The sequence below is a fragment of the Micropepsis pineolensis genome, from assembly GCF_055392125.1.
Genome location: NZ_AP042408.1, coordinates 1165682 through 1189766 on the forward strand (window position 1 = coordinate 1165682; position 24085 = coordinate 1189766).

The 24085-nt window shown below is 59.8% G+C and carries 23 protein-coding genes; 10 read left to right on the forward strand and 13 right to left on the reverse strand.

The window, feature by feature from the left end:
• The first annotated feature begins 151 nt into the window (after positions 1 to 151).
• From folD to ACZ5RI_RS05215, 3 genes are all read left to right on the forward strand, one after another.
• Positions 152 to 1066 carry a bifunctional methylenetetrahydrofolate dehydrogenase/methenyltetrahydrofolate cyclohydrolase FolD gene (gene folD / locus ACZ5RI_RS05205; RefSeq protein ID WP_464515050.1) on the forward strand — a complete coding sequence of 305 codons (915 nt, stop codon included), beginning with the start codon at positions 152 to 154 and terminating at the stop codon, positions 1064 to 1066.
• Between the two features lie 36 nt (positions 1067 to 1102).
• Positions 1103 to 2074: an NAD(P)H-quinone oxidoreductase gene (locus ACZ5RI_RS05210; RefSeq protein WP_464515554.1), complete on the forward strand. Its 972-nt coding sequence runs from the start codon at positions 1103 to 1105 to the stop codon at positions 2072 to 2074.
• Between the two features lie 126 nt (positions 2075 to 2200).
• Positions 2201 to 2488 carry a bacteriohemerythrin gene (locus ACZ5RI_RS05215; RefSeq protein ID WP_464515051.1) on the forward strand — a complete coding sequence of 96 codons (288 nt, stop codon included), beginning with the start codon at positions 2201 to 2203 and terminating at the stop codon, positions 2486 to 2488.
• 113 nt (positions 2489 to 2601) lie between these two features.
• On the opposite strand, the gene rsmA is transcribed toward ACZ5RI_RS05215, so the two are convergent.
• From rsmA to lptF, 6 genes are all read right to left on the reverse strand, one after another.
• The gene (rsmA, locus tag ACZ5RI_RS05220) at positions 2602 to 3471 is read right to left on the reverse strand and encodes a 16S rRNA (adenine(1518)-N(6)/adenine(1519)-N(6))-dimethyltransferase RsmA (RefSeq protein WP_464515052.1); all 870 of its coding nucleotides are present in this window, start codon (positions 3469 to 3471) and stop codon (positions 2602 to 2604) included.
• Positions 3455 to 4426: a 4-hydroxythreonine-4-phosphate dehydrogenase PdxA gene (gene pdxA / locus ACZ5RI_RS05225; protein WP_464515053.1), complete on the reverse strand. Its 972-nt coding sequence runs from the start codon at positions 4424 to 4426 to the stop codon at positions 3455 to 3457. Before pdxA ends, rsmA begins: the two co-directional genes overlap by 17 nt.
• The gene (locus ACZ5RI_RS05230; RefSeq protein WP_464515054.1) at positions 4416 to 5864 is read right to left on the reverse strand and encodes a peptidylprolyl isomerase; all 1449 of its coding nucleotides are present in this window, start codon (positions 5862 to 5864) and stop codon (positions 4416 to 4418) included. The genes pdxA and ACZ5RI_RS05230 overlap by 11 nt, the downstream gene beginning before the upstream one ends.
• A gap of 129 nt (positions 5865 to 5993) precedes the next feature.
• Entirely contained in the window at positions 5994 to 8270 is a 2277-nt protein-coding gene (locus ACZ5RI_RS05235; RefSeq protein WP_464515055.1) for an LPS-assembly protein LptD, read from the reverse strand.
• A complete protein-coding gene (lptG, locus tag ACZ5RI_RS05240) occupies positions 8267 to 9358 on the reverse strand; it encodes an LPS export ABC transporter permease LptG (protein WP_464515056.1) in 1092 nt (363 codons plus the stop codon). The genes ACZ5RI_RS05235 and lptG overlap by 4 nt, the downstream gene beginning before the upstream one ends.
• Positions 9355 to 10479 carry an LPS export ABC transporter permease LptF gene (lptF, locus tag ACZ5RI_RS05245; RefSeq protein WP_464515057.1) on the reverse strand — a complete coding sequence of 375 codons (1125 nt, stop codon included), beginning with the start codon at positions 10477 to 10479 and terminating at the stop codon, positions 9355 to 9357. The genes lptG and lptF overlap by 4 nt, the downstream gene beginning before the upstream one ends.
• 127 nt (positions 10480 to 10606) lie before the next feature.
• Between lptF and ACZ5RI_RS05250 the strand changes: the two genes are divergently transcribed.
• The 4 genes from ACZ5RI_RS05250 (at position 10607) to ACZ5RI_RS05265 (ending at position 14392) form a co-directional block, all read left to right on the forward strand.
• Positions 10607 to 12094 carry a leucyl aminopeptidase gene (locus ACZ5RI_RS05250; RefSeq protein ID WP_464515058.1) on the forward strand — a complete coding sequence of 496 codons (1488 nt, stop codon included), beginning with the start codon at positions 10607 to 10609 and terminating at the stop codon, positions 12092 to 12094.
• Between the two features lie 89 nt (positions 12095 to 12183).
• Entirely contained in the window at positions 12184 to 13062 is an 879-nt protein-coding gene (locus tag ACZ5RI_RS05255) for a tetratricopeptide repeat protein (RefSeq protein WP_464515059.1), read from the forward strand.
• Between the two features lie 57 nt (positions 13063 to 13119).
• Complete coding sequence (locus ACZ5RI_RS05260) at positions 13120 to 13575, forward strand: DNA polymerase III subunit chi (protein WP_464515060.1); 456 nt, start codon at positions 13120 to 13122, stop codon at positions 13573 to 13575.
• 79 nt (positions 13576 to 13654) lie between these two features.
• Complete coding sequence (locus tag ACZ5RI_RS05265; protein ID WP_464515061.1) at positions 13655 to 14392, forward strand: hypothetical protein; 738 nt, start codon at positions 13655 to 13657, stop codon at positions 14390 to 14392.
• Between the two features lie 60 nt (positions 14393 to 14452).
• Here ACZ5RI_RS05265 and ACZ5RI_RS05270 read toward each other — a convergent pair whose 3' ends face one another.
• From ACZ5RI_RS05270 to ACZ5RI_RS05290, 5 genes are all read right to left on the reverse strand, one after another.
• On the reverse strand, positions 14453 to 15055 hold the full coding sequence (locus ACZ5RI_RS05270; RefSeq protein ID WP_464515062.1) for a protein-tyrosine phosphatase family protein: 603 nt from the start codon (positions 15053 to 15055) through the stop codon (positions 14453 to 14455).
• A complete protein-coding gene (locus ACZ5RI_RS05275; protein ID WP_464515063.1) occupies positions 15052 to 16158 on the reverse strand; it encodes a glycosyltransferase family 4 protein in 1107 nt (368 codons plus the stop codon). Before ACZ5RI_RS05275 ends, ACZ5RI_RS05270 begins: the two co-directional genes overlap by 4 nt.
• Positions 16155 to 17363 (reverse strand): capsular polysaccharide export protein, LipB/KpsS family, encoded by a 1209-nt coding sequence (locus ACZ5RI_RS05280; RefSeq protein WP_464515064.1) that lies wholly within the window; start codon positions 17361 to 17363, stop codon positions 16155 to 16157. Before ACZ5RI_RS05280 ends, ACZ5RI_RS05275 begins: the two co-directional genes overlap by 4 nt.
• Positions 17364 to 17486: 123 nt before the next feature.
• Positions 17487 to 17933 carry a hypothetical protein gene (locus tag ACZ5RI_RS05285; protein ID WP_464515065.1) on the reverse strand — a complete coding sequence of 149 codons (447 nt, stop codon included), beginning with the start codon at positions 17931 to 17933 and terminating at the stop codon, positions 17487 to 17489.
• A gap of 94 nt (positions 17934 to 18027) precedes the next feature.
• Positions 18028 to 19896: an ABC-F family ATP-binding cassette domain-containing protein gene (locus ACZ5RI_RS05290; RefSeq protein ID WP_464515066.1), complete on the reverse strand. Its 1869-nt coding sequence runs from the start codon at positions 19894 to 19896 to the stop codon at positions 18028 to 18030.
• Between the two features lie 142 nt (positions 19897 to 20038).
• On the opposite strand from ACZ5RI_RS05290, the gene ndk reads away from it, so the two are divergent.
• From ndk to ACZ5RI_RS05305, 3 genes are all read left to right on the forward strand, one after another.
• Complete coding sequence (gene ndk, locus ACZ5RI_RS05295; protein ID WP_464515067.1) at positions 20039 to 20461, forward strand: nucleoside-diphosphate kinase; 423 nt, start codon at positions 20039 to 20041, stop codon at positions 20459 to 20461.
• A gap of 214 nt (positions 20462 to 20675) precedes the next feature.
• Positions 20676 to 21437 carry an alpha/beta hydrolase family protein gene (locus ACZ5RI_RS05300; RefSeq protein ID WP_464515068.1) on the forward strand — a complete coding sequence of 254 codons (762 nt, stop codon included), beginning with the start codon at positions 20676 to 20678 and terminating at the stop codon, positions 21435 to 21437.
• Positions 21438 to 21536: 99 nt separating this feature from the next.
• Positions 21537 to 22385: an SDR family NAD(P)-dependent oxidoreductase gene (locus tag ACZ5RI_RS05305; protein WP_464515069.1), complete on the forward strand. Its 849-nt coding sequence runs from the start codon at positions 21537 to 21539 to the stop codon at positions 22383 to 22385.
• Between the two features lie 8 nt (positions 22386 to 22393).
• Here ACZ5RI_RS05305 and ACZ5RI_RS05310 read toward each other — a convergent pair whose 3' ends face one another.
• Positions 22394 to 23287 carry a lysostaphin resistance A-like protein gene (locus ACZ5RI_RS05310; protein WP_464515070.1) on the reverse strand — a complete coding sequence of 298 codons (894 nt, stop codon included), beginning with the start codon at positions 23285 to 23287 and terminating at the stop codon, positions 22394 to 22396.
• A 189-nt stretch (positions 23288 to 23476) separates the two neighbouring features.
• A complete protein-coding gene (gene purN, locus ACZ5RI_RS05315; RefSeq protein WP_464515071.1) occupies positions 23477 to 24085 on the reverse strand; it encodes a phosphoribosylglycinamide formyltransferase in 609 nt (202 codons plus the stop codon).

The window sequence follows — 24085 nt, forward strand, 5'->3', positions numbered from 1 at the left end:
TGAGCGTTTTAAACGGCGATGGCCGCGAAGGCGGTTCTTTACCAGTCCGGCAAAGAAACCGCCCGCCCCGCTGTGCAATAGGCATAAAGCGGATATGGTTTCTCGTACCCCGGGTATCTTGTCTTGCCCCCGCCCCATCGTGCTATGAGGCATGTTGTGGTGGCTTTCGAGGAGTTTGCAGGTGACGGCAGCGATTATTGACGGCAAGGCAGAAGCGGCTGGGTTGCGCGCCGGGTTGACGGCGGAAACGGCCCGTTTGAAGGCCGCGCATGCTCTGGTGCCGGGACTGGCGACGGTGCTGGTGGGTGATGACCCGGCCAGCGCGGTTTACGTCAAGAACAAAAACAGGACAGCCGAGGCTATTGGTTTCAAATCGGTACACATCCATTTGCCCGCCACCGCGTCCGAGGACGAGGTGCTGGCCACCGTCCGCGCCCTGAACGCCGATACCAGTGTGCATGGCATTCTGGTGCAGCTGCCCTTGCCAAAGCATATCCGGGAAGAGGCGGTGCTCGAAACCCTCGATCCGGCCAAGGATGTCGATGCCCTGACCCCGACCAATGCCGGGCTGTTACTCAGCGGCCGGGCCAAACTGGTGTCCTGCACCCCGATGGGTGTGATGATGCTGCTGCAAAAGACGCTGGGCGATATCGCCGGGGCCGATGTGCTGGTGATCGGCCGTTCATTGCTGTTCGGCAAACCTGCGGCCCAGCTGCTGCTGGCGGCCAATGCCACCGTGACCATGGCCCATTCGCGCAGCCGGGATCTGCCCGGCCTGTGCCGTCGCGCCGATATTCTGGTCGCCGCCATTGGCAAGCCCGAATTTATTCAAGGTGACTGGGTCAAGGGCGGTGCTACGGTGATCGACGTCGGCATCAATCGCATCGATGCGGGCAATGGTACGTCGAAACTGGTCGGCGATGTGGATTTTGCTGCCGCTGCCGAGCGGGCTGCCCATATCACCCCGGTGCCGGGTGGCGTTGGGGCCATGACTATCATCTGTCTGATGCGCAACACCCTGATTGCAGCCTGTGCGGCGAAGGGCTTGCCTTTGCCGATCGTGTAACAGACTTTAACCTGACCGGAGGCTCCCTTGGCCACAATGCAGCGCATCAGCGTCGTCAATCCCGGGGCCGATTACCAGCTGGTGATGGCCGAAACCGACAAGCCGGTGCCACAGACCGGCGAGGTGCTGATCCGCGTCCTTGCGGCGGGCATCAACCGGGCCGACATCATGCAGGCCTGGGGCCAGTATCCGCCGCCGCCCGGCGCGTCAGACACGCTGGGGCTCGAGGTTTCCGGTGTGATCGAAGCGGTCGGCCCCGATGCCAGGGCTAGTGTGGGGCAAACCGTTTGCGCTCTGATCCCCGGTGGTGGCTATGCCGAATATGCCGTGGCGTCGGATTTCTGCGTTTTGCCTGTGCCCGCAGGGGTCGATCCGGTGGCGGCGGCGGGTTTACCCGAAACCTTCTTCACGGTGTGGACCAATCTGATCGATACCGCACGCCTGCAGCCGGGTGAAACCCTGCTGGTGCATGGCGGGGCCAGCGGTATCGGCACCACGGCCATCCAGACCGCCAACGCCTTGGGTAACCCGGTGTTTGTCACCGCCGGTGGGGATGCGGGCTGTCAGGCCTGTGTGGCGCTGGGGGCCCGGCGGGCGATCAACTACCGCAGCGAGGATTTCGTTGCCGTGGTGATGGACGAAACTGGCGGTCACGGCGCGGATGTCGTTCTCGACATGGTGGGCGGCGACTATGTCCGGCGCAACTTTGCCGCCGCCGCTAAGGGCGGGCGCATCGTCAATATCGCCTATCAGAATGGCCGCATTGCCGAAGCCGATATTGCCGTCATGCTGGCCAAACAACTGACCTGGGCTGCGACGGGGCTTCGGGGACGGGCGCCCGAGGCCAAGGGTGCCATCCGCGATGCACTGGTGGCGCGGTTGTGGCCCCATTTTGCCGATGGCACGATCCGGCCAATGACCGATACGGTTTTCCCGCTTGCCGAGGCCATGGCGGCTCATCGCGCCATGGGTGGGGCGCATCTGGGTAAGATTTTGCTAAGGATATAAAGTTTTGTTCCGGGGCTGCCACCCCGGACCGATGCTGTTTGACAAAAGGCAAATCCCCCGCCGGGCTAGCAGTCACACTGCCGCCCGAGGGCCATGGCGGCCCAACGTCACAAAACGGGGATTGTCATGGCACTTATGCATTGGAACGAGAATTTGAGCGTTGGCGTTGACAGCATTGATGCCGATCACAAGAAGCTCGTCGGGATGGTCAATGACCTGTTCGACGGTGTGAAAGAGGGCAAGGGCATCGAAACCGTTGGTCATATCCTTGACGGTCTGATCTCCTATACGGTCGAGCATTTTGATCGTGAGGAGCGTTATTTCGCCCAGACAGGTTATCCGGATACCGCCGAGCACAAGGCCCTGCATGAAGACCTGAAAAAGCATGTGCTCGACATTCAGGCGAAATTCTAAGCCGGTAACAACGCTGTGACCCTTGAGACGATGAATTTTCTCAAAGGCTGGCTGGTCAACCACATTCAAGGCTCAGATCAGAAATACAGCAGCCATTTGAAAAGCCACGGTATTCACTGATCTGTGGTCTGTATCTGATTGGCGTAGAGTCTGGCCAGCGCCGCAAACTGGGTGACGCTGAGTTTTTCCGCGCGCAATGTCGGATCGATTCCGGCGGCTTCCAGCAAGGCAATGGGGTCCGGGCTCAGGCCCTTCAGGCTCTGGCGCAGCATCTTGCGGCGGTGGCCAAAGGCCGCGGCCGTGACCTTTTCCAGCAGCGCCAGCTCGGCCGGGGCGACAGGCTCGGGCCGGGGGGTGATGCGGATCACCGACGAGGTCACCTTGGGCGCCGGAACAAAGGCGCCGGGCGGAATATCGAACAGGATTTTGGCTTCAGCCCGCCATGCGGTCAGCACCGAGATGCGGCCATAGGCACTGTCACCGGGCTCTGCGGCAATGCGCTGGGCAACTTCTTTCTGGAACATCAGCGTCAGGCTGGCCCAGAAGGGTGGCCAGGACACCGTCAGCCATTTGACCAGCAGCGCCGTGGCAATATTGTAGGGCAGGTTGGCAGCGATATGCACCGGCCCCTTGATGCCATGTTCGGCGAAGATCGTGGTTTCATCGACACTTAACGCATCGGCATAGACCACATCAAGCTTGCCGGGATAAGCCGTCGCCAGCTCTGCCAGTGCCGCCAGGCAGCGTTCGTCGCGCTCCACTGCAATGACGCGGGCCCCCTGGGCCAGAAGGGCGCGGGTCAGGCCGCCGGGACCGGGGCCAACTTCGTACACCGTTTCGCCTGCGACCGAGGCGGCCTCGGCAATGCGCCCCGTCAGATTAAGATCGAGCAGGAAGTTCTGCCCCAGCGATTTTTTGGCGATCAGGCCGTGACGTTCAACGGTCTGACGCAGGCTGGGTAGAGCATTAGTGTTTTCGGGCATGGACCATCTTTACGGCCATTTTGAGCGCCGCCAGCATGCTGCGCGCATCGGCCAAACCTTTGCCGGCAATATCAAGTCCGGTACCGTGATCGGGCGAGGTGCGCACAATCGGCAAGCCGAGTGTGACGTTAACCCCTTCCCAGAACGACAGTGTCTTGAGCGGAATGAGCGCCTGATCATGATACATGCATAAGGCGGCATCATATTCGGCGCGGGCTTCCTCGTGGAACATGGTATCCGATGGCATCGGCCCCCGCACTTTGGCGCCGGTGGCGCGCAAGGCTTCGATCGCCGGGGCGATGATGTCGGCCTCCTCATGGCCCAGCTTGCCGTCTTCGCCGGCATGGGGGTTAAGGCCCGCTACCGCCAGACGCGGTATGGCAATGCCGAAATCGCGCTTGAGGGATTCAATCAGGATGGTGCCGGTTTCCACCAGCCCCTCAACCGTGATCAGGCCCGGCACGGCAGACAGCGGCACATGGGCGGTATAGGGCACAACCCGTAAGGCTTCACTCGCCAGCATCATGACGGCGCGTTTGGCCCCGGTCAGTTCGGCCAGATAATCGGTATGGCCGGGAAATTTGAACCCGGCCTGCATCAGCACCGCTTTGTGGATCGGTGCGGTGACCAGCGCGGCGGCCTGCCCGGACAGGGTCAGCGCCACGGCGGTATGGATCGCTTCAATTACCGCCGGGGCATTTTCGGCGATCAGTTTGCCGGGGGTGCGTTTGGCCCGTGCTTTGGTCGGGATGATGGCGTCGCGGTCAATATCCCCGCAGGCCGAAAACACCTCGGGATCACCGACCAGACGGATAGGGTGGCCGCCAATATGGCCGTCACAGGTGCCATAGACTTCGACCGCCACCTCTGGGCCAACCCCGCCGGGTTCGCCCATGGTGATCAGAATCGGGGTTGCGGACTGCAATATTCCCGATGCGCTATCCTCAACGGACATCAATGTCGGCATTGCGTTTCAGATCGCGGTTATAGCGGCGTGCCATAGCGCTGATCTGCTCCTCGAAAAGCTGCTGCTCAACCTGTTCGCGTGACGGCATCTGGAAGGCTTGCAGTTTGATGGTCGCCTTATCGCAGCGCACGAACAATTCAAGGCCGGCATCGGAGAAGAAGGGTTCTGCCACCTGACCCGGCTCGGTTTTCGCCAGATGATCGCGAATCTGCGGGCTGAGGTCTGCAAGCCGGGTGGTGCCGAGGTTCATATAGACCGAGCCCTGAATTTCCTTGGCCACTTTGGGCAGCACCTGACAGTTCGGGATCCGGCTGGCCAGCATGTGGGCAATGCGCATGGCATTTTCCTGGACCGCGGGCGAGGCCTTGGGCGGCAGCGGCAGGAGCAGGCGGGCCAGCGGCAGCGTGGCCGGCAGCGCGGTATCTTCCGGCCGCGTTTCGGCGATCTTGGTGCCATAGGGTTCCAGCCGCTGCTGTAACGCCAGAATATAATAGCCGCCAATGGCGCGGATCGGCGGGGAAATTTCGCCGGTCTTCATCGCCGCCAGGGCCTTGTTCAGTTCGGGGGCAAGCTGGCCATCATAGACCACGCCGATCGAACCGCCCTGCGCCGCCGAGGGGCTTTGGCTGAACTGGCGGGCGATGGCGTTAAAGGGCGCGCCGGACTTGATTTGTTCGTAATAATTCTGGGCGTCTTTGTGGGCCTTGTCGTCCATGTCGGGGTTATCGACAGCGACGAAGATTTCCGACACCACATAGTGAACTTTTTCGGCGCTTTCGGCCAGGCGCTTCATCTCGGCATCTACGGTTTCCGGGGCAATCGAAATGCGGCCGGCATATTGCTGCTGCACCGCTTTTTGCCACAGAAGCTGACCGGCGATCTGGGCGCGGAAGCTGGCGATCGAGACATGACCGCGACCAAGGATTTCCTTGAGCTGGTCCTGTGTGATGCGGCTGTCTTCGGCAATTTCCTTGACGCGCTTATCGACTTCGACCGAAGAAACCGTGATGTCGTTCTTCTGGGCTTCCTGGCGCTGAATGAGTTCGGTTTCGAGCTGCTCAAGCGCCTGTTCGCGGACCTTTTTGCGCATCTCCGGCGAATTCGGGATGTTTGAGGTGATCATGATCAGCGAAACGCGCTGATCAAGGTCATAGGCCGAAATCGGCGTATCATTGACCACGGCCACGATATCGTTGCGTAGCTTGTCCTTGGCGGGGGCTGCGGCAACCACGGGGGCTTCGTTATCCTCGTCGCCGGCATTCGAGCCGTCATAGGTCAGCCCATCCGCGGTATCAGCCGCACCGGGGGTACCCGCCGGTGGCGGTTCTGAGAACCACGAGCAGCCACCAAGCAGACCAAGGCCCGCAGAAAGGGCCAGTGCGGCGATAGTGCCCGAGAGTCTCGAACGGGTCTTACGCAGTTGCATCAAGGCAAATCCTTACAAGATCGCACCAAGTCCGGCCCGTCAGAAGCCGGGGGGGATACCCTTCCCGATAGAACCTTCGTCGGCCAGCACCGACGGGTATGGGGCAGAATAAGCAAATCCCCCCCAGGTTCAAGAACGGGTATAGGAGAATATGTCGTGCGGGAAAAGGCTGAATGGCTTGGTTTGCTGGTCTGTGGTCTTCAGATTAAAGTGGAAAAGTATGGTTGACGACGGTTTCAGATCCAGATCGGTGGTGTATTTGCGCCGATAGGACAAGGAAATCCCGAAACATTCATCCTCGTACCCCATGCCATATTCGGTGGTTAAAGTCTGGTCGGCGATTAAATCACGCCGGATCGCGGCAAAAACCTGCCAATTCTCGTAGACATTAACCGCGGCCTGCGTGCTGAGTTCCTCACGGGCCGAGATGTCGTCCGATGCCGATAACTGGACATAGTTCAACTGCAGACTCGATTTGCCGTAATTGCCGGTCAGATACACTTCATCGCGGCGGACTTTTCCGGTGTTTTCATCATAGTCGATGCGGTGTGTTAAATCGACATAAGGCGGAAAGCGGATGCTGAATCGGCCAATGAGATCCGACGTGGTGCCGGATTCCCCCGATGATTCTTCATAAATCGGATCCGCCTTCAGGCGCAGGCTTTGCCCCAGCAAGGCCTCGATATAGCCGCCGTCAAAGCGATTCTCTAACCGGAAGCCGACATTGGCGCGTGGTCCGCTGTCGATCAGATCGTGCCCCGGCACCTGATCGAAGCTGAAAATATTATTGTCGTCGATGTGCAGGCTATAGCTGTCTTCATCGATGATGGTTTTCGGGTTGCCGCCATAAGGGGCTGCGATCAGCTGGGCAATAGGTTCAAAAATAACGGAACGACCGGATTTGCTGCTGGAAATAAAGGGCCAGCGCCAATCCAGCGCCGCCGTCGTCATGCCGCGCCAGGTGTAATGACTGTCCGTGGCGGATGTGGTTGTACCGGTGACATCGGAATCAACATTGGAATGAAAGAAGTCGCCGCGGGCGTTGAGCTGGAACGTCCACAATTCGCCATCGTCGGTGACAAAGGGACGGCGCCAGTTGGCTTCGGTCGACACCCGTTGATCGTTGGTCCCGACATCGCGCGACAGGGCGACGGTGCTGGCGTTGAAGCGGAACTGGCCGCCTGCCCATTTGCCCATCGGCACATAGCTGTATTCGATCAGCGGCAAGGCCACCGGAATGGTCTCATTATCGTCGCTGAGGCGCAGGCTCTGGAAGAAATAGCCGGTAACGGCAAAGCGGCTGCGGCCATTTTCGCCGACGATGAACAGATCATTGTTCAAACGGTCGGCTTCGGAAATGTCATAGCGCTTGAGATAGGTATTTTTCGAGGTGATCTGGGTGTCAAACCCAGCCTGCCAGCCTTGCCCCGGCTGCCAGCCATCGGTCAGCGCAAAAGAGCCTGAGCCGAAAAGGTGGGAATAATATTGTTGCTGATTTTCGTCGATGCCGCCATTGGGGTTTTCCGCCACGCTGCCTTGCAGCCATAGTCCGCTGTTTTCCCAGCGTTTGCGGTATTCACCTTCCATAACAATGCCGCCACTGGTGCTGACCAGGGGCTCCAGTGTGGCGTCTTCGGAATCCGAAATAGCAAAATAATAGGGCACCCGGATGAAATAACCGATGGTGCTCGAATTACCGGCGTCGGGGGTGAGGATGCCGCTGGCATACTTCACCGACGGGTCCGGCAGGCTGAGATAGGGGGTGTAGAGCACCGGTACGTTGAATAGTTCCAGTGTGGCATCATCAAAGGTGATGCGCTGCTTCTCTTTGTCATGCACCAGCTTGACGGCTTTGATCTGCCACAGCGGGGTGCGCTGACCCGGTTCGCGGCAAACCTTGCAATTGGTATAGACAGCCCGACGCGCCTCGGTAATGCGGCCTTCATCGGTGCGATTGGCGGTGGTGGCTGCCAGACGCCCATTCTGGCCCAGCAAGGCGCCAAAACTGTCGAGCACACCATCGCGCATCTGGTCGGTCAGACGAACATGGTCGGCGAAAGCAACATCGCCGCTTTCGTTCATCAGACTGACATTGCCTTCGGCGGTGAGCAGGTCGGCGTCGATGTCATAGACCACCTTATCGGCCAGCAGCACGCGGCCCTTGTAGTCGATCTCGACATGGCCATCGACCGACACAATGTTCTTGTCGGTATCATAGGTGCCGTTGTCGGCATGGCGCAGCAATACCTTGTCACCGTTTGGCGCCGCGGGGGTGGATGCTGCCGCCGTCACATTAGATTTTGGCGGAAGTTTTATCGACACCCCTGCCGCCGATGCCGCAAAACAAACGGGCACCAGGGCTGAAACGCCTAAAAGGGATTTCAGGAACAGAGACTGCTTGCTCATCCATCCTCCTGATGGAAGACCAGCGCCATGCCGACCAGAATGGCCGCCAGTGCTGGCGCCGTTGCCGCTAGTGCGACCGGCAGAATACTCGACCGGCCCAGCGCTGTGACCATTTCGCTGAAGAAATAGACGCCAAAACCGCACAATGCCCCCTTTAACACCACGCGCCCCAGCCCACCGCTGCGGGAAACGCGCAAAGAAAAACTTGCCGCCATGAAAACCATGGCCACAAACATCGCCGGTAACGCCAGCAGAGAATACAGATAGAGCCGGTAGCGTACTGTGGTAAAGCCCGCATTTTGCGCCGAGGCGATGAAAGCGGGTAATTCCCAGAATGACAAGGTTTCGGGCGGGGCGAAACTTTCCAGAATCCGCGCCCGTGTCAGAGTGGTTTTCATGACATAGCGGTCGTGAAACTTCACCTGACCGTCGGAACCACTGACATGGGCCTGTTTGATGATCCAGGCCCCGTCGATCAGATCGGCGCTGCCCGCGTCAATGCGGCCGCGCAAGCGGTCGTCGCTGCCGTAGAGAAAAAAGATCACGTCGTCGAGGTGAACGCCCTGGTTGGTAACCCGCAAGGCGTGGATGACCGATTGCTCGCCATCTTCACCCTGACGCAACCACAGACCATTACTCGAAATCGACAGCTGCGAATCCTCACCCTTGATGTATTTGGCTTCCAGAGTGGAAAATTGCGACAGCATGCGGGCCGCCACCGGGGTCATGACCGTGACATGCAGCACGCCGAGCAGCAGCGCCACCACCAGCGGTGGGGCCAGAAAATCCCAGGCGGAAACACCCGCCGCGCGCGTGGTGACCAGTTCCTGATTGCGCGACAGACGCACAAAGCAGGACATCCCGCCCAGCAGCAGCGAGAAGGGCAGCAGTTTCTGATTGAGCTGGGGTAATTGCAGCAGCGCCATACCGACCACGGTCGTGGTGTCGACGCCACGACCGGCGGTGCGGTTCAAAAGCTCGACCACGTCGATTGAAAATGCCAGCAGCGAGAAGCTGCAGAACACCACGACCACACTCCAGAAAAACTGGCGGGCCAGATAGCGGTAGAGTGTCCAGGACCAGCTCATGCGGCCACCTCGTTCAACGGTGTGCTTTGCGGCGGACGTTTCTTCGGCAACCACTCAAAAAATACCGCTATCGCCAGCACGGTGGCCAAAATCGGGATGATATAGAACAAGATGCAGAACACCGTGTTGCCTGCCGCCAAGCCCTGAACACCATAGCCGACGATGCGCAACACCGCCGCCAGCGCACTGGCGATCGTCAGGCGCAGCACTTGCGCGCCGCGCCGGCGCCGTCCACGGGTGACGGCCGCCATGACGATGAAGGCAAAGGCCAGACAATATAACGGCTGGGTCAGGCGGTTATGGGCCTCGGCGATATAGGCCTTCTTGGTCCGCGGGCGCAGGCTGGCATCGGGGTGAAACAAATCGCTGAGATATTGTTCGTTAGCAGCGCGCTCGTTGGCCTTGGTGGGGCTGGAAAATTGCTCAAGATCGAACACATAACGCTGGAATTGCAGCATCTCAAGCCGGGCGCCGCCGCTCAGCGTCTGTTCGATGATGCCGCGTTCCATTACCAGGCGCACGCCTTCCGGGGTCTGCACCAGCTGGCCGGTCTGGGCCAGATAGGTCACCTGATTTTTTTCGTTGCGGCTGTCGTGGACCAGAATACCGCGTAAGTGGCCATTAGTGCCGATCTTGCGGATAAAGACTGTCAGCCCCTTGGAGGGGGTGTTGAAGACGCCTTCATTGAGCAGGGCGCTGCCGATGTCGGCGCGGATATCAACGACCTTGTCTTTCAGCTCGCGCTGACCGAGTGGCATCAGATATAACCCGCAGGCGTAGCTGGCTGCCATGGTCAGCATGGCGGCAACCAGTACCGGGGTGACGAACTGGGCCCGGCTGAAGCCCGCCGAAGCCATCACCACCAACTCGCTTTCACTGCTGAGGCGGTTGAGTGCGTAAAGCGCCCCGGCAAAAAAGGCGATCGGCAGAATCAGCACCAGCAGATAGGGAATCACCAGAATGGACAGGTAGAAGAATGTCGGTGCCGACTGCCCCCGGTTGATGACCAGATCGAGCAGGTGCAACGACTGGGTTAGCCAGATCACACAGGTCATCAGAAAGGCGAACAGGATCACTGGCCCGATCAGCTGCTTGATGATGTAGAATGACAGGCGCGGCATGAAGAGGCGGGTGTCCTTGATTTTCCGGTTGTCCTGAAGACGTTACGGCTTAAACTACTCCCCTTCTTAGCATTTTCCGACGGGCAGATAGCAACCCGGCGCTGACTTAAATTAAGGTGAGGATCGCATGCAGGTAAACTTTTCAACGGCTGCAAAGCCGAAGACCGATCTGGGGGCGTATGTTGTCGCTGCAACCGAGGACGGATTGCTTGCTGCGGCCCAGTCTGCCGACAAGGCGTTGGGCGGGGCTTTGGCCCGGGCGGTTAAAACGGCCGGTTTTAAGGCTAAGTCTGGGGAAATCCTTGAGATTTTGGCACCTGCCGGGCTTGCCGCCAGCCGCCTGATCCTGGCCGGGCTGGGGGCGCCTAAGGCCGTCAGTGCCCGTACGGCCGAGGAAATCGGGGCTAAAGTCGCCACCCGCCTGATGGGCGCGGCGGACGGCCATGTCCATTTTGCCGTCGACCTGCCCAAGGGGGCTGAGGTGTCGGCGGCTGATCTGGCGGCGCATTTGGTCTTTGGTCTGCGCCTTAAATCCTATCGTTTCGACAACTATCGTACCAAAGATGTCGGCGATAAGACACTTTATATCAAGAAAGTCACGGTTTTGACGCCAGATTCGGCCCGTGCGAAGGCTGTTTGGGGCGCGTTGGAGGCGGTGGCTTCGGGTGTCGAAACGGCACGGAATTTGACCAACGAGCCGCCCAATGTTCTGTTCCCCAAAGAATTTGCTGCCCGTATCAAGACGCTGGCGCGCGGCACCGGCCTGACGGTCGAGATTCTGACGGTGGCTCAGATGAAAAAGCTCGGCATGGGGGCGCTTCTGGGCGTTGGTCAGGGCAGTGCGCACGAACCCTATATCGCCGTTCTGCAATGGAACGGTGCAAAATCCAAAAAACAGGCGCCGATTGCCTTTGTCGGCAAAGGCTTATGCTTTGATTCGGGTGGGCTGTCGCTCAAGAGCGGCGCCGGTATGATGGGCATGAAGGGCGATATGGGCGGTGCCGCCGCCGTGGTCGGCGCAATGCAGGCGCTGGCTGGCCGCAAGGCCCCGGTCAATGCTGTGGGCGTGGTCGCATTGGTCGAAAATATGCCCGATGGTGCGGCCCAGCGCCCGGACGATGTGGTGACGACGATGTCGGGCCAGACGGTGGAAGTGCTCAACACCGATGCCGAAGGCCGTTTGGTGCTGGCCGATGCGCTTTGGTACACGCAGTCCCGCTTCAAGCCGCGGGCGATGGTCGATCTGGCCACGCTGACCGGGGCGATTTTGGTTGCGCTGGGGGCCGAACATGCCGGTCTGTTCGCCAGTGACGACAAACTGGCCGAGGATCTGCGTCTGTCTGGTCTGGCGGTGGGCGAGCCGGTGTGGCGCATGCCGCTGGCCCCGGCCTATGACGCGCTGCTCAAATCCAAGATTGCCGACATGAAGAATATCGGCGGGGCGCAGGCCGGTTCGATCACGGCGGCGCAGTTCCTGAAGCGCTTCACCAATGATGTGCCGTGGGCCCATCTCGATATCGCCGGGGTGGCGTGGTTCGACAATGACGCCCGGCCGCTGCAGGCGGGCTGGGCCTCGGGCTGGGGTGTGCGCATTTTGGATAAGCTGGCGGGCTGACGGCGGATTGCCGCTGTTCTGAAGCAATTTTAATGTATGAGCTTCGCCTCTGGGTGGTATATTGCCTTGTATTCCCTGGGGCGGAGTTCATGCAGAAATTTCTGATTGTAACGGCTCTGTTGGCCGCGGGTGTCTCGTTGTCGGCGCAGGCAACAACGATCATCATTAAAACCGATGAGGTTCAGGCCAAGCAGTGCCGGGCTCAGGCACGGTTGGATGTGGGGGTGACGCCATCATTGGCTGGTGCTCATGCCGCTTTGCAAAATCAAAATTATGCCTTGGCTGAGGCCAATCTGAAGCCTTTGGCCGACAGCATGCCAGAAGCGGCGCGATTATACGGCACTATGCTGGTTTCTGGCCGCCCCTGTGTGCAGGCCGATGCTGAGAAGGGCGAAGCCTATCTGCGCAAAGCAATTGAGGCGAAGGATTACGCTGCGGCTGAGATTTTGGCTTACTATTACGATCAGGGCAAATACCTGACGCAGAATAATAAAGAAGCTTTCCGGCTTTATACAATCTCGGCCGAGGGCGGCGACGTGACCGCGGCGGTCAATCTGGGCGCGATGTATGCCAGTGGGCGCGGCGTGGCACAGGATCGGCATTTGGGCCTCAAATGGGCGGTGCACGCTGCCGAAAGCGGGCGGCCGATGGCGCTGGCTAATATTGCAAGGGCCTATATGAACGGCGAGATTTTACCAAAAGATCCGGCCAAGGCCTATTTCTGGATCAGCGCGGCCGCGGATCGTATCGGTAATGGCACGCAGGCGATGCGTGATCATGTACGCCGGGAACAGACGTCGATCTCGTTGGCATTAAGCGTTGATGGTGCGAAAAAAATCGCAGAAACCGCTAAGTCCTGGGCTCCGGGGCCGGGATCGCTGGACAGTGTGCTGAAGGATGAACTCCATCCGGCTGCTGTTGACGTTGTGCAGGACAGTCCGGATAAAAACGCCACCAGTGCGCAGTAATAGCCTGTCGGGTTCCTGCATGGACATCGCTTGTCCGGCAAGGTTATCTTCCGGGCCATGAGCGAGGTCCTGTTTTATCATCTCGAACGGCGCAGTCTGGAAGATGCCTTACCGGCATTGGTCGAGCGCACTTTGGCGCGGGGCTGGAAAGCGGCCATCCGCGTCGAATCGGCCGAGCGCGCCGGGGCCATCGACCGGCTTCTGTGGACCTATGACGAGGAAAGTTTTCTGCCCCATGGTCTGGCAACCGAGCCGGACGCCGCCCGTCAGCCGGTGCTGATCGGGCTGGAGGATGCCGCTGCGAATGGGCCCGATGTGCTGTTTGTGGTGGGCGGGGCCGCCCCCCCGGTCTGGGAGGGGGCCGGTTTTGTTCGCATTGTGCTGATGTTCGATGGCCGCGATCCGATGGCGGTGCAAACCGCCCGCACGGCCTGGAAAGAGGCCAAAGCCGCGGGCCACAGCATTACCTATTGGAAAGAAAACGAAACCGGAAAATGGGAAAAGCAGGGTTGATTTGTGTGCCTTAAGCCGCCAAATCAACAGATGGGTTCGGCGGGCCTAAGGGTATCTTCCAGCATAGACAGGTGACGGCGTGCCGTATTTTATTACCATTCTCATTGCCATCCTTTGTGCGGTGCATGTTTCGCGCAGCGGGCGCTCCTATCTGTGGTATCTGCCGATTTTCTTCCTGCCCGCCGCCGGGCCGGTGATCTATATCGCCTATGTGCTGCTGGCTGATGGCGCAAGCAGTCCCGGTGCGCGGCGTTTTGCCGACAATGTTGCCAACATGGCCGATCCCGGCCGGAGCTATCGCGACAAACTGCGCGAGGTTGAACAGGTCGGCTCGACCGCGGCCAAGCAGGCGCTGGCCGAGGAGTGTATCAAGCGCGGCCGGTTTCAGGATGCCGCCGATCTTTATCTTGGTGCGATGCGTGATCCGCTCGGCTCTTCCGACACCACCCTGCTTCGGGGGCTGGGCCGGGCGCTGTTGCTGGCAGGCGATGGTAATGGTTCGGCGGCGGCCTTTTCGCGCCTGAAAAGCCTCGACCGTTCGGCGGTTGATGCCGATGTCGAGCTCGATTTTGCCCGCGCCCTTGCCCTGGCCGGGCATCGCGACGAAGCCATGCGCCAATATGAATTCATTGTGCTGCGCTATCCCGGCGAGGAGGCGCGTTGCCGTTTTGCGCTGTTCTTGCAGGGACTGGGTCAGCGCGAGCGCGCCGATGCCCTGTTCCGCGAGATCATTGAACAGGTGCGCTTTGCCCCGAGCTATTACCGCCGCCGTCAGCGCGAATGGGTGAAAATCGCCCGCCAGCAGATGGGCGCATAGAGCAACGGGCGCAAAAGTGGGAACCGGTTTTGCGCGCAACGTTGCGACAAAATTCAGAACCTAAACCTTGCGGCGCTTATAGCTGTCTGCCAGACCGTGCTGGCCGAGCCAGTGGGCGAAATCTTCTGCGGCAAAGCCCGCGACCCATTGGCTGATCGGCATACCGTCGGCCTTTTCCCGTGCATACAGGAAGAAGTGGCGCAGCCAGTGCTGGTCGTGCTTGGGCAGATGCAGATAGGGAAAGCGGGCAAACTGGCCTTGCGCCTTGTCAAAAGCCGCCCAGCCTTGCGTGTGCAGAATATAGAGCGCCGAAACAAAACTCGACCGGTCCTGCCCGCCAGAGCATTTGATCAGAATGGGCCGCGGCGCATCATCGAAAAAGTGGATCAGGCTTTCAAGCTGCTCGGCCCGTGGCAGAACGCGTGAATTGAAGGCGATGTCGTAATGGCGGATGCCCATGGCTTCGCAGGCCGCGATTTCCTGTCGCCACCAGCTAAGGTTTTCGTGCACGCCGCGCAAATTGATGATGGCCCTGATGCCGCCGTCTTTTAAAAATCTGCGCCAGCCGCCGATATAGGGCTGGGCCGAGCGCGCCGCCCCCGGTGCTACCCAATGAAAATTGTACAGAATCTGGAACAGCGTGCGGTCGAAATACGGCGTCATGGGCGAACCTTGGCGATCTGGCGGTAACGCATGGCAAAATCGTCGAACAGATGGGGTAAGTCAAAGTGGCTTTCGGCCTTGACCCGTGCCCCCTGGCTTAAGGCGGCGCGTAAGGGGGCTTCCTCGATCAGGCGGCACAGCTCGGCGCTGAGCGCCGGGACATCGTCGGGTGGCACTAAAATGCCGTTGACGCCGTTTTCAATCACCCCGCGATTGGCACCAATGCTGGTGCTGAGGATGGGCAGGCCACTGGCCATCGCTTCCAGTATGGCGTTGCTCATGCCTTCAAAGCGCGAAGGCTGGACATAGATCTGGGCCGCGCGGTACTGCGCCGGCATCTGCGCCTTGGCTACGGTTCCGGCGAAGACAACGCTTTTGTCGCCACTGGCGGCGGCACGGATGCGGCCTTCCCATTTACCGGTGCCAACCAGCACCAGCCGGGCTTTGGCGCGGGTCGGTGCGGGCAGTGCGTTCCAGGCGGCAATCAGAATATCGCTGCCCTTTTGCCGTTCAATCCGCCCACAGCACAACACGGTGAGGGGGAAATCGCTGTGTGGTGGCCCCGGGCGATAGAGCGACACATCGACCGCATTGCCGCGCAGCCAGATCCTGCCGCCCGCAATGCCGACGGCGGTCAGGGCCGCGGCGGTCCCCGCGCTTAAGGCGTGAATGATGCCGCTATTGGCAATGCGCTGAAGCGCGGCCCGGCCCGCCTCGTTCAGCAGCATTTTCTCGGCTTCATTGGTGATTGCTTCAGCCAGATGGGGCAGGGCGCAGCGTTCCGCAGCCCAGGCCCCGATCATGCCGGTTTTATCAAGGCGGAAACTGTGAATCAGATCGATATCCCCGGCGTGGCGGGCGATCCAGCGCCGGGCGAAAAAGCGAAACAGCGGCAGCGATGCCGGCAGCCGCACGACATGAATGCCGCCGATATCTTCTTCGGCGGGCAGGGTCCATTTGAGCCTTCGGGTCAGTACGGTGAAGCGAAACCCGCGTGCCGACAAGGCTTCGGCAATGGCGCGCATGCGCAGCTCGGTTCCCCCCCAGAAGGGGGCAAAGCGCGGAATGATGAGCAGAACATGCGTCATGCCGTTGTCTGTCATGGCGATGCCCCCAGCGCCTGTAACAGCCGGGCAACCGCCGGGGCCGGATCGGCATTCTTGTCGCGCCGGTCATAGGCCACCAGATCGTGATAGCGTAAGTGATAGAGAAATTTGCCGATCAGTTCGGTGTCGGGCGCGCGGGTCAGTGCATCGTGCAGGGCGTCGGCCAGCGGTTCTGTATCGCGCAAATGGCGTACCACGCCATCAATATTGAAGAACGCCTCGCCCAGCGTGACCACAGGCTTGAAAGCCAGCAGCGCCTCGATCCCGACCGTGGAATTGACCGTGATGACGGCCTTTGCCCCGGCGATCAGCTCGGCGGTAGAAAATGTCTGGGTAAAGAGCAAATCGGGAAACTCGTGGCGTAACGCTGAATAATCGATCCGTCCGTAGTCGGAAGGGTGTTCCTTGACCACGATTTTTAAGGCCGTGCCGTGTGTCTGGTTATAGTGGCCGACCGCTTCTGCGGTGGCCCGAACCACCGCGGGCATGTCAGCAAAGCGCGGCGAATACATCAGAATCTGACTGTCGTCATGGACCTGCAACGGCAGGAAAACGTAAGTTTCCGGCAGCTTTAGTGTTTCTGTCGGGGCGGGGGCTGCCGCGCGTGGGTTCAGGGCGCGGGCCACCAGCGGGGTGTGGATCAGGCTGGCGAGTTTTTCGGGATCAGGCTCTACCGCGCGATAAAAATCAGCGGTGCGCCGGGCCAGCGAACTGGCGGCGTTGACCCCATCCGGGTCCATCGCCACGGTTTTGGGTAAGGTGCCGTTTTCACAGAACAGGCAGGCGATGTTTAAGGCGCGCGCAGCGGCGGCGGCGGCGGCCACCGGCAGCGGCAGGCCGTTCCACAGCACCACAAGGTCGGGCTTTTCCTGGCTCAGCCAGGCTTTGGCCCAGCCGTAATAGGCCCGGGCCTTGGCGGTCTGAAACCGTTTGACCCAAGTCCGCCCGGCCGCAGAAGTTTCGGGATGGCGGGCGAGATATTTTTTGAAGCTGAAGGCGGTGATGGTCTCGGTGGGCGCTTCGCTGCCGAGCAGGAACCGCCCCAGAAAGCCGCCAAGAAACGCCGGCGTGGCGCTGGCGGCATAGACATTGTGCTGGCACGTGGTGACGGAGGCAGACGCATGCGCCGCCAGCGTCGCAAAAAAGCGCTTCTGGTGGCCGTAATAGGAGAAGAAGGCGATTTTTCTCGGCTGATCCGTCAAGCTTGTAATCCCGCTGGGGCACCGTAAATCGGCAGGCACCGTGGCATGCGGCGCGCGGGCGAGCATGCTTTTTTTTCGGCCGATTGCAACCGTTACGACGTAAGGCCACGGGTTAAGAACTTTTCAGGGGAGAATCTTGCGCACGCGCAGGGCAATGCGGGTGCACAGTTCGGTCTGATCCGCCGGGCAGTGGTTCTCGGCATTGTTCAGAATTGTCGCCAGCCGGTTTGGAGGTAAATCACGGCTGAGATGGGCGATCATAAAATTACTGAAGGCGGGATGCTGGGCAATCTGGTCGACCAGATCGGGCAGGGTCTCCCAGTGGTTTGCCAGCAAATCGCTGCCCCGGTCGGCAAAGCCATCGGCAACAGTGAGCTCGTCGCAGGATTCGTATTTGCTGTAGAAAACATAAAGATTGCGCCAGTTTTCGATGGTGAAGATCGCTTTGGCGACCCGGTTGGCCAGGGCGCTGTCGCAACCGTCCGCCAAAGCGGGCTGGGGCGTGACGGCAAGCCCGATCGCCAGGGCCAGGCCAAAGGCAATCTTGATCCAGATGTTTTTACGGGGCATCGAAACCTGCGTTGGTGACAAAGTCTGACGCGACTATAGCGGGCAGTTTTCGCGAAAGTGTCGCCAATGGGTAATGGGCTGTGCCTTTGCCGCCTTATACGGCCATGGCCGCCTCATATTCCTCTTGTGCCATCAGCCAGTCGGTCTCGACCTCTTCCAGTGTTTTTGCGGCATCAGCGCGGCGCTTGGCCATCTGGGTCGCTTTGGCGGCATCGCGGGTGAAGGCGTCGGGTTTTGCCAGCTCGGCATCCAGCTTGGCCATTTCAGCATTCAGGCTGGCGATGGTCTTCTCGGCCTTGTCGATCTTGTCTTTCAGCGGCTTCAGCTGGCGGCGTTTTTCGGCGGCCAGTTTGCGGGCTTCTTCCTTGGATTGTTTTGCGACTTCGCGCCCACCGCCCGTATTGTCCGGGGTGAGCAGAAAGCGGCGGTAGTCATCCAGATCGCCATCAAAGGGGGTGACGGTCCCCCCATCGACCAGCAACAGGCGATCTACGGTGCCTTCGAGCAGATGGCGGTCATGGCTGACCAGCACGACAGCACCGGAAAACTCGGCCAGCGCCTTTAACAGCTCGCCACGGGTGTCGATGTCGAGATGGTTGGTCGGCTCGTCCAGAATCAACAGATTAGGCGAATCAAGGGTGGCCAGCGCCAGCATCAGCCGGGCGCGTTCACCGCCGGACAGTTTGGCGATATGGGTGTTGGCCTTGTCGGCGGAAAAGCCAAAGCCGCCCAGCCGGTTGCGCAATTCCTGCTCGGTCAGCAGCGGGCGTAAGCGGGCCAGCGTCTGCACCGGGGTGATGGCCCCGTTCAGTTCTTCGAGCTGGTGCTGGGCAAAGTAGCCAGCCACCGTCTTGCGGGCAAAATTCAAAGTGCCCGCCATCGGGGTCAGCTTACCGGCCAGCAGCTTGGCCAGGGTCGATTTGCCGTTACCGTTCTTGCCCAAAAGCGCCACGCGCTCGTCCGGGTCAAAGCGCAGGTCGAGATGGGTCAGCACTGGCCGGTCGCCATAGCCTACGGCAACCTGGTCCATGACGATCAGTGGCGGGGCGGGTTGGGCGGCCTCGGGCAGGCGGATCGGGGTGACGGCTTCATCCACCGGCACCTCGAAGGCCTCCATCTTCTCCAGCATCTTCATGCGGCTCTGGGCCTGCCGGGCCTTGCTCGCCTTGGCGCGGAAACGATCGACAAAGGCCTGCAAATGGGCGCGCTGGGCTTCCTGCTTCTTGGCAAAGGCGATGTCGCCAGCGCGCTTTTCCGCCCGCGTGGTGACAAAGGTATCGTAATTGCCGCCATACAAAGTGAGGCCGCCGCCTTCCAGATGCAGGATGAACTCGGCGCAGGCGTTTAACAGGTCACGGTCATGGCTGACGATCAGCACGGTGCCGCGATAACTTTTCAGGAAGTTCTCCAGCCACAGCACGCCTTCGAGATCGAGATAGTTGGTCGGCTCGTCGAGCAGTAACAAATCAGGTGCGGTGAACAGCAACGCGGCCAGGGCGACGCGCATGCGCCAGCCACCGGAAAACTCGCGGCAGGCCCGCGTCTGATCTGCGGCGGAAAAGCCCAGGCCCGACAAAATCGCCGCAGCCCGGGCCGGTGCGGCATAAGCGCTGATGGCTTCCAGCCGGGTATGAATGTCGCCGATCCTGATCGGGTCGGTTTCGGTCTCGGCTGCAGCCAGCAGTGCTACCCGCTCGGTGTCGGCGGCCAGCACGGTCTCGACCAGCGACTGCTCGCCAGTGGGGGCTTCCTGCGCCAACGCGCCGATGTGCCAGTCGCGCGGCCAGCTAACCTGCCCATCGTCAGGCACAATCTGGCCTAGGACGGTTTTGAGCAAGGTGGATTTACCTGCGCCATTACGACCCACGAGGCCAATGCGTCGGCCCGCCGGCACGGTGGCGCTGGCGTTTTTCAGAATGTCGCGTCCGGCAATGCGGACTGTGATTTTTTCAACAACGAGCATGACCGGCTGCTTGCAACGGGGCGCGCCAAAGGTCAAGACTGCTCGTCTTATACGTGCGAATTGCTTTGGTGCACGCAGAGGAACCTCTGGATATTAAAAAACAATGCCATAAGTATTAACAATACACGGTGAGGAGATCTTCATGTCTGCAGAGCGTACGCTTTCGATCATTAAACCCGATGCAACCCGCCGCAACCTGACCGGCGAAATCATCGCCCGTTTTGAAAAGGCTGGTTTACGTGTGGTGGCATGCCGACGGATCCATCTGACGCAGGCTCAGGCTGAAGCGTTCTATGCCGTGCATACCGGTAAACCGTTCTTTGAAAAACTGGTTGCCTATATGATATCGGGCCCCATCGTGGTGCAGGTTCTGGAAGGCGAAAATGCCATCGCCAAAAATCGGAGCCTGATGGGCAGTACCGATCCTGAGACCGCGGCCCCGGGCACCATCCGCAAGGATTTTGCCGAAAACAAAACGGCAAATTCCGTACATGGTTCGGATTCTCCCGAAACGGCGGCCTGTGAGATTTCGTTTTTCTTCAGCCAGCTTGATCTGGTTGAATAACGATTTAGCGCCCCCAAACGGGAATTTTCGGCGGCTCGTACGGCTTAACTGCCGTGCGGGCCGTTCGTATTTTGGTGTCTGGGGAGGGTAAAAAAATACTAATAAAGATGTCTAGAATTTGATGCGTTTTGGTACGGTTATGCTATATTTGCTCAACTGATAGGTGTTGCACTGCGGGGGCGGTGCCGTTTTGTCGGAATTCTGGGGGGCTGGTATGCGTATTGCGTTTTGTGTGGCAGCGTTGTGTTTCAGCGGATGGTGTGCGGCTTATGGGCAGGACAGTGCCCCCGCGGGCAATCCAGTTGCGCAGTGGGTTGCCAACGCGCAGTCGGAAGATGCCGAGCTGGCCACCGGGCTGGGGGGCGTGCGGTATGTTTTCATCCGTACAGCAATAAGCAACCCAACCATCGTTTTTTGTGGGGACAGCCGTTTCACCATTACCCGGCAGGGCGAGGAAATCGCCAAAGCCTTATCCCCCGCGGGTAATGTACTGCTGTTTGATTATCCGGGAAAAGGGCAAAGCAGCGGTCATGGCACGGCGCAGGAATACCATAACGCTGAAGACGCACTAATAAACATGCTTACGATTCCGCGAAGCGACACCCCGATTATCTTTTGGGGGGGCGGGGCCGGTGTGGCCGTCTGTGCGGCGATGGCGGCACAGACACCCGTTTTGTCAAGCCTGGTATTCGATACCAGTCAGGCTTCTGGCGATGACATTGGTGCCCTGGGGGGGGGCGTCGACAAAGACGTGCCTGCTCTTTTGCACAAATTTCGCGGTACCATTATTCTTACGGCGGATCCGGCTGGGAGCGCAAAACCACTCGCCGATGATCTTAAAAAGGCGGGTCTGCAATTTACGGTGCTGCACGCGACCAAAGACGATCCCGCTGGCCGTATGAACGATCAGGCTTTGCGTATTGTTACCACGCTGGCGCAACAGGCCCGTGGTGTCAGCGCGACGGCTTCCCCCTGACGTTCTTTGACCCCGTAAGTGATACTTGCTGCAATCTGTGCCCCGGCGCCGTATTATGCCCGCATCATAATCCGGTGCAGCACATAAGGAGGGGCGTCGATGCAAGGCAAAACCGTTGTCATCACCGGGGCCACCAGTGGCATTGGTGAGGTTACGGCGATTGAGCTGGCCAAGCTGGGGGCCCGCATCGTCTTTACCGCCCGCGATCGCTTGCGTGGCGAAAAGACCCTGACGCGGTTGAATGCCGCCAATCCCGGGGTTGCCCACAGTTTGCATCTGGCGGATCTGTCAGCGCTGGCCGGGATGAAAAAGGCGGCGGCGGAAATCTCTGGTGCGGCCCCCAAGATCGACGTGCTGATCAACAATGCCGGGGCGATGTTCGGCAACCGTCAGAACTCGGCCGATGGGCTGGAGATGACCTTTGCCACCAACCATCTGGCCTATTACGTCTTAAGTCTGCTGCTGCTGCCAAACTTACGGGCGGCCGGGGCTGGGCGCATCGTCTGCACGGCATCGGCGGCCCATGTGCATGCCAAGCTCAACTTCGCCAATCTGCAAAGCCACAAGGGCTATTCCGGCTATCCGGTCTATAGCCGCAGCAAGCTGTGCAACATTCTGTTCACCCGCGCACTGGCGCGGCGGCTGGCGGGCAGCGGCATTACCGTCAATTGTCTGCATCCCGGCTTTGTTGCCACCCGCTTTGCCGATGCCGCCGAAGGTATGCTGGGGGCCAGCTTTGCCATCGCTAAAAAAGTTGGCGCCATCTCGGCCGAGGAGGGGGCGCGGACTGTGATTTATCTGGCATCATCACCCAAGGTGGCGGGTAAGAGCGGGCTTTATTTCATCAAATGTATGCCCGCGACGCCATCGCCCGAAGCGCTGAAGGACGAGGATGGTGAAAAGCTCTGGGCGGCATCGGCCCAGCTGTCGGGTGTTGATCTGACGTAAGTCCTGTGTCAGAGGGGGATGGGCAGTGTCCAGCGCATCCGCCTTTTCTGCCACTGGCCGCGCCGGATCGTCAGATACAGAAACAGCCCAATTGGCAGCAGGCTGATCAGCAGGACCACGACCGAGGCTTCCGGGCCGAATGCGCCGCCGGTCCATATCTCCGGGCCGGAAAGCGGTATGTCGATCAGCCCTTTTCCGACCCGTGAACCGGATACCGCTGCAGAAAATATCCCACCCTCGGCAAAGTTCCACCCGGCGTGTAAACCGACAGGCAGCCACAGATTGCGTGTGGCCGTGTAGCAAAGCCCGAGCAACAGGCCTGCTTCCAGCGCAATCGCCAGTGCGGAAAACACTGTGGCGTTCGGATTGGCCAGATGCAGCAGACCAAACAGCAGTGCAGAAACGATCAGCGCCGCCCCGGTGCCAAAGCCATTTTCCACGACACGGAAAATGCCCGCGCGAAACACCAGTTCTTCGCCGACACCGGACAGTATCGCTATCGCCAGAGCTAAAACCGGCAGGTTGCCAGTCCATCCCTGCCAGTGTGCAAGGCCTGCGATCAGCATGATGGCGTAAAAGGCCGTGAACATCACCAGTGCGCAGGCTATGCCGGCCAGTGTGCGGTACAATCCATGTTCGGTTGCGACCTCATCTGCCCGGCGTCGTTCAAAAAAGCGTACCATCCACCTGTAGAGCTGCAGCATCAGAAAGGCTGCCAGAGCGGCGATGGTTAGACCGGCCAGCCGACGCAGCGTTACGGGCAGTGCACCGGTTAAGCTGATGGCGATGCCGCTCAGAACATAACAGACGGCAGGAAGCAGAAAGAACAGCGCCAAACGCAGTAAAGTTTTGCGTGTCAGCCTGACTGCGAGGTTGTGTGAAGCTGTTGGTGTATCGGTCATAGCGGTTCTGATGGTGTGATGGCGCGGGCCATAATGGGCACAGAACGATACACATGGGGAGTAGAAAAAGCCGTTTTGAAATATGCCATGGCTGCACAGGAGCCATGTGTCTCCGGAAACGGACTTAAAATAGTGCCCCAGCCCTGCCAGCGCAGGGCTGCCAACGAAGGGCTATGGTGTAGGGATGTATCAGCTAAAAACGGCTTTGCCATCTTCAAGACGCACCTGATCTGCCGCCAGCAAACGGAGCGCCTCGGGATAGATCTGGTGTTCGGCGACCAGAATGCGGGCCGCCAGCGTGTCGGGGGTGTCGCCGGTTTCGACCGGTACTGCCGCCTGGGCGATGATCGGGCCGGAATCGAGTTCCGCTACGGCGAAATGTACCGTACAGCCGGAAATCCGCACCCCGGCTGCAATCGCCAGTTCGTGGGCGTGAGCACCCTTGAACGACGGCAACAGCGAAGGATGGATGTTGATCATCCGGCCCTGCCATTTGCGGGTGAAGCCTTCCGACAGAATGCGCATGAAGCCCGCCAGGCAAACGATCTCGGCCCCGGCCTGTTCCAGCGCCGCGTCGATTTCGGCATCAAAGGCATCGCGGCTGGCAAAACCCTTGTGCGACACCGCTTTGGTGGCAATGCCATGCTGGGCGGCAAAGGCGAGCCCGGCTGCGTCTGTCTTGTTGGCGAAGACCAGCACGATTTCGGCCGGGAAGTCAGCCGCCTCGGCGGCCGCAATCAGCGACTGCATGTTGCTGCCGCGGCCCGAGATCAGAATGGCAACGCGCTTTTTCTGCAT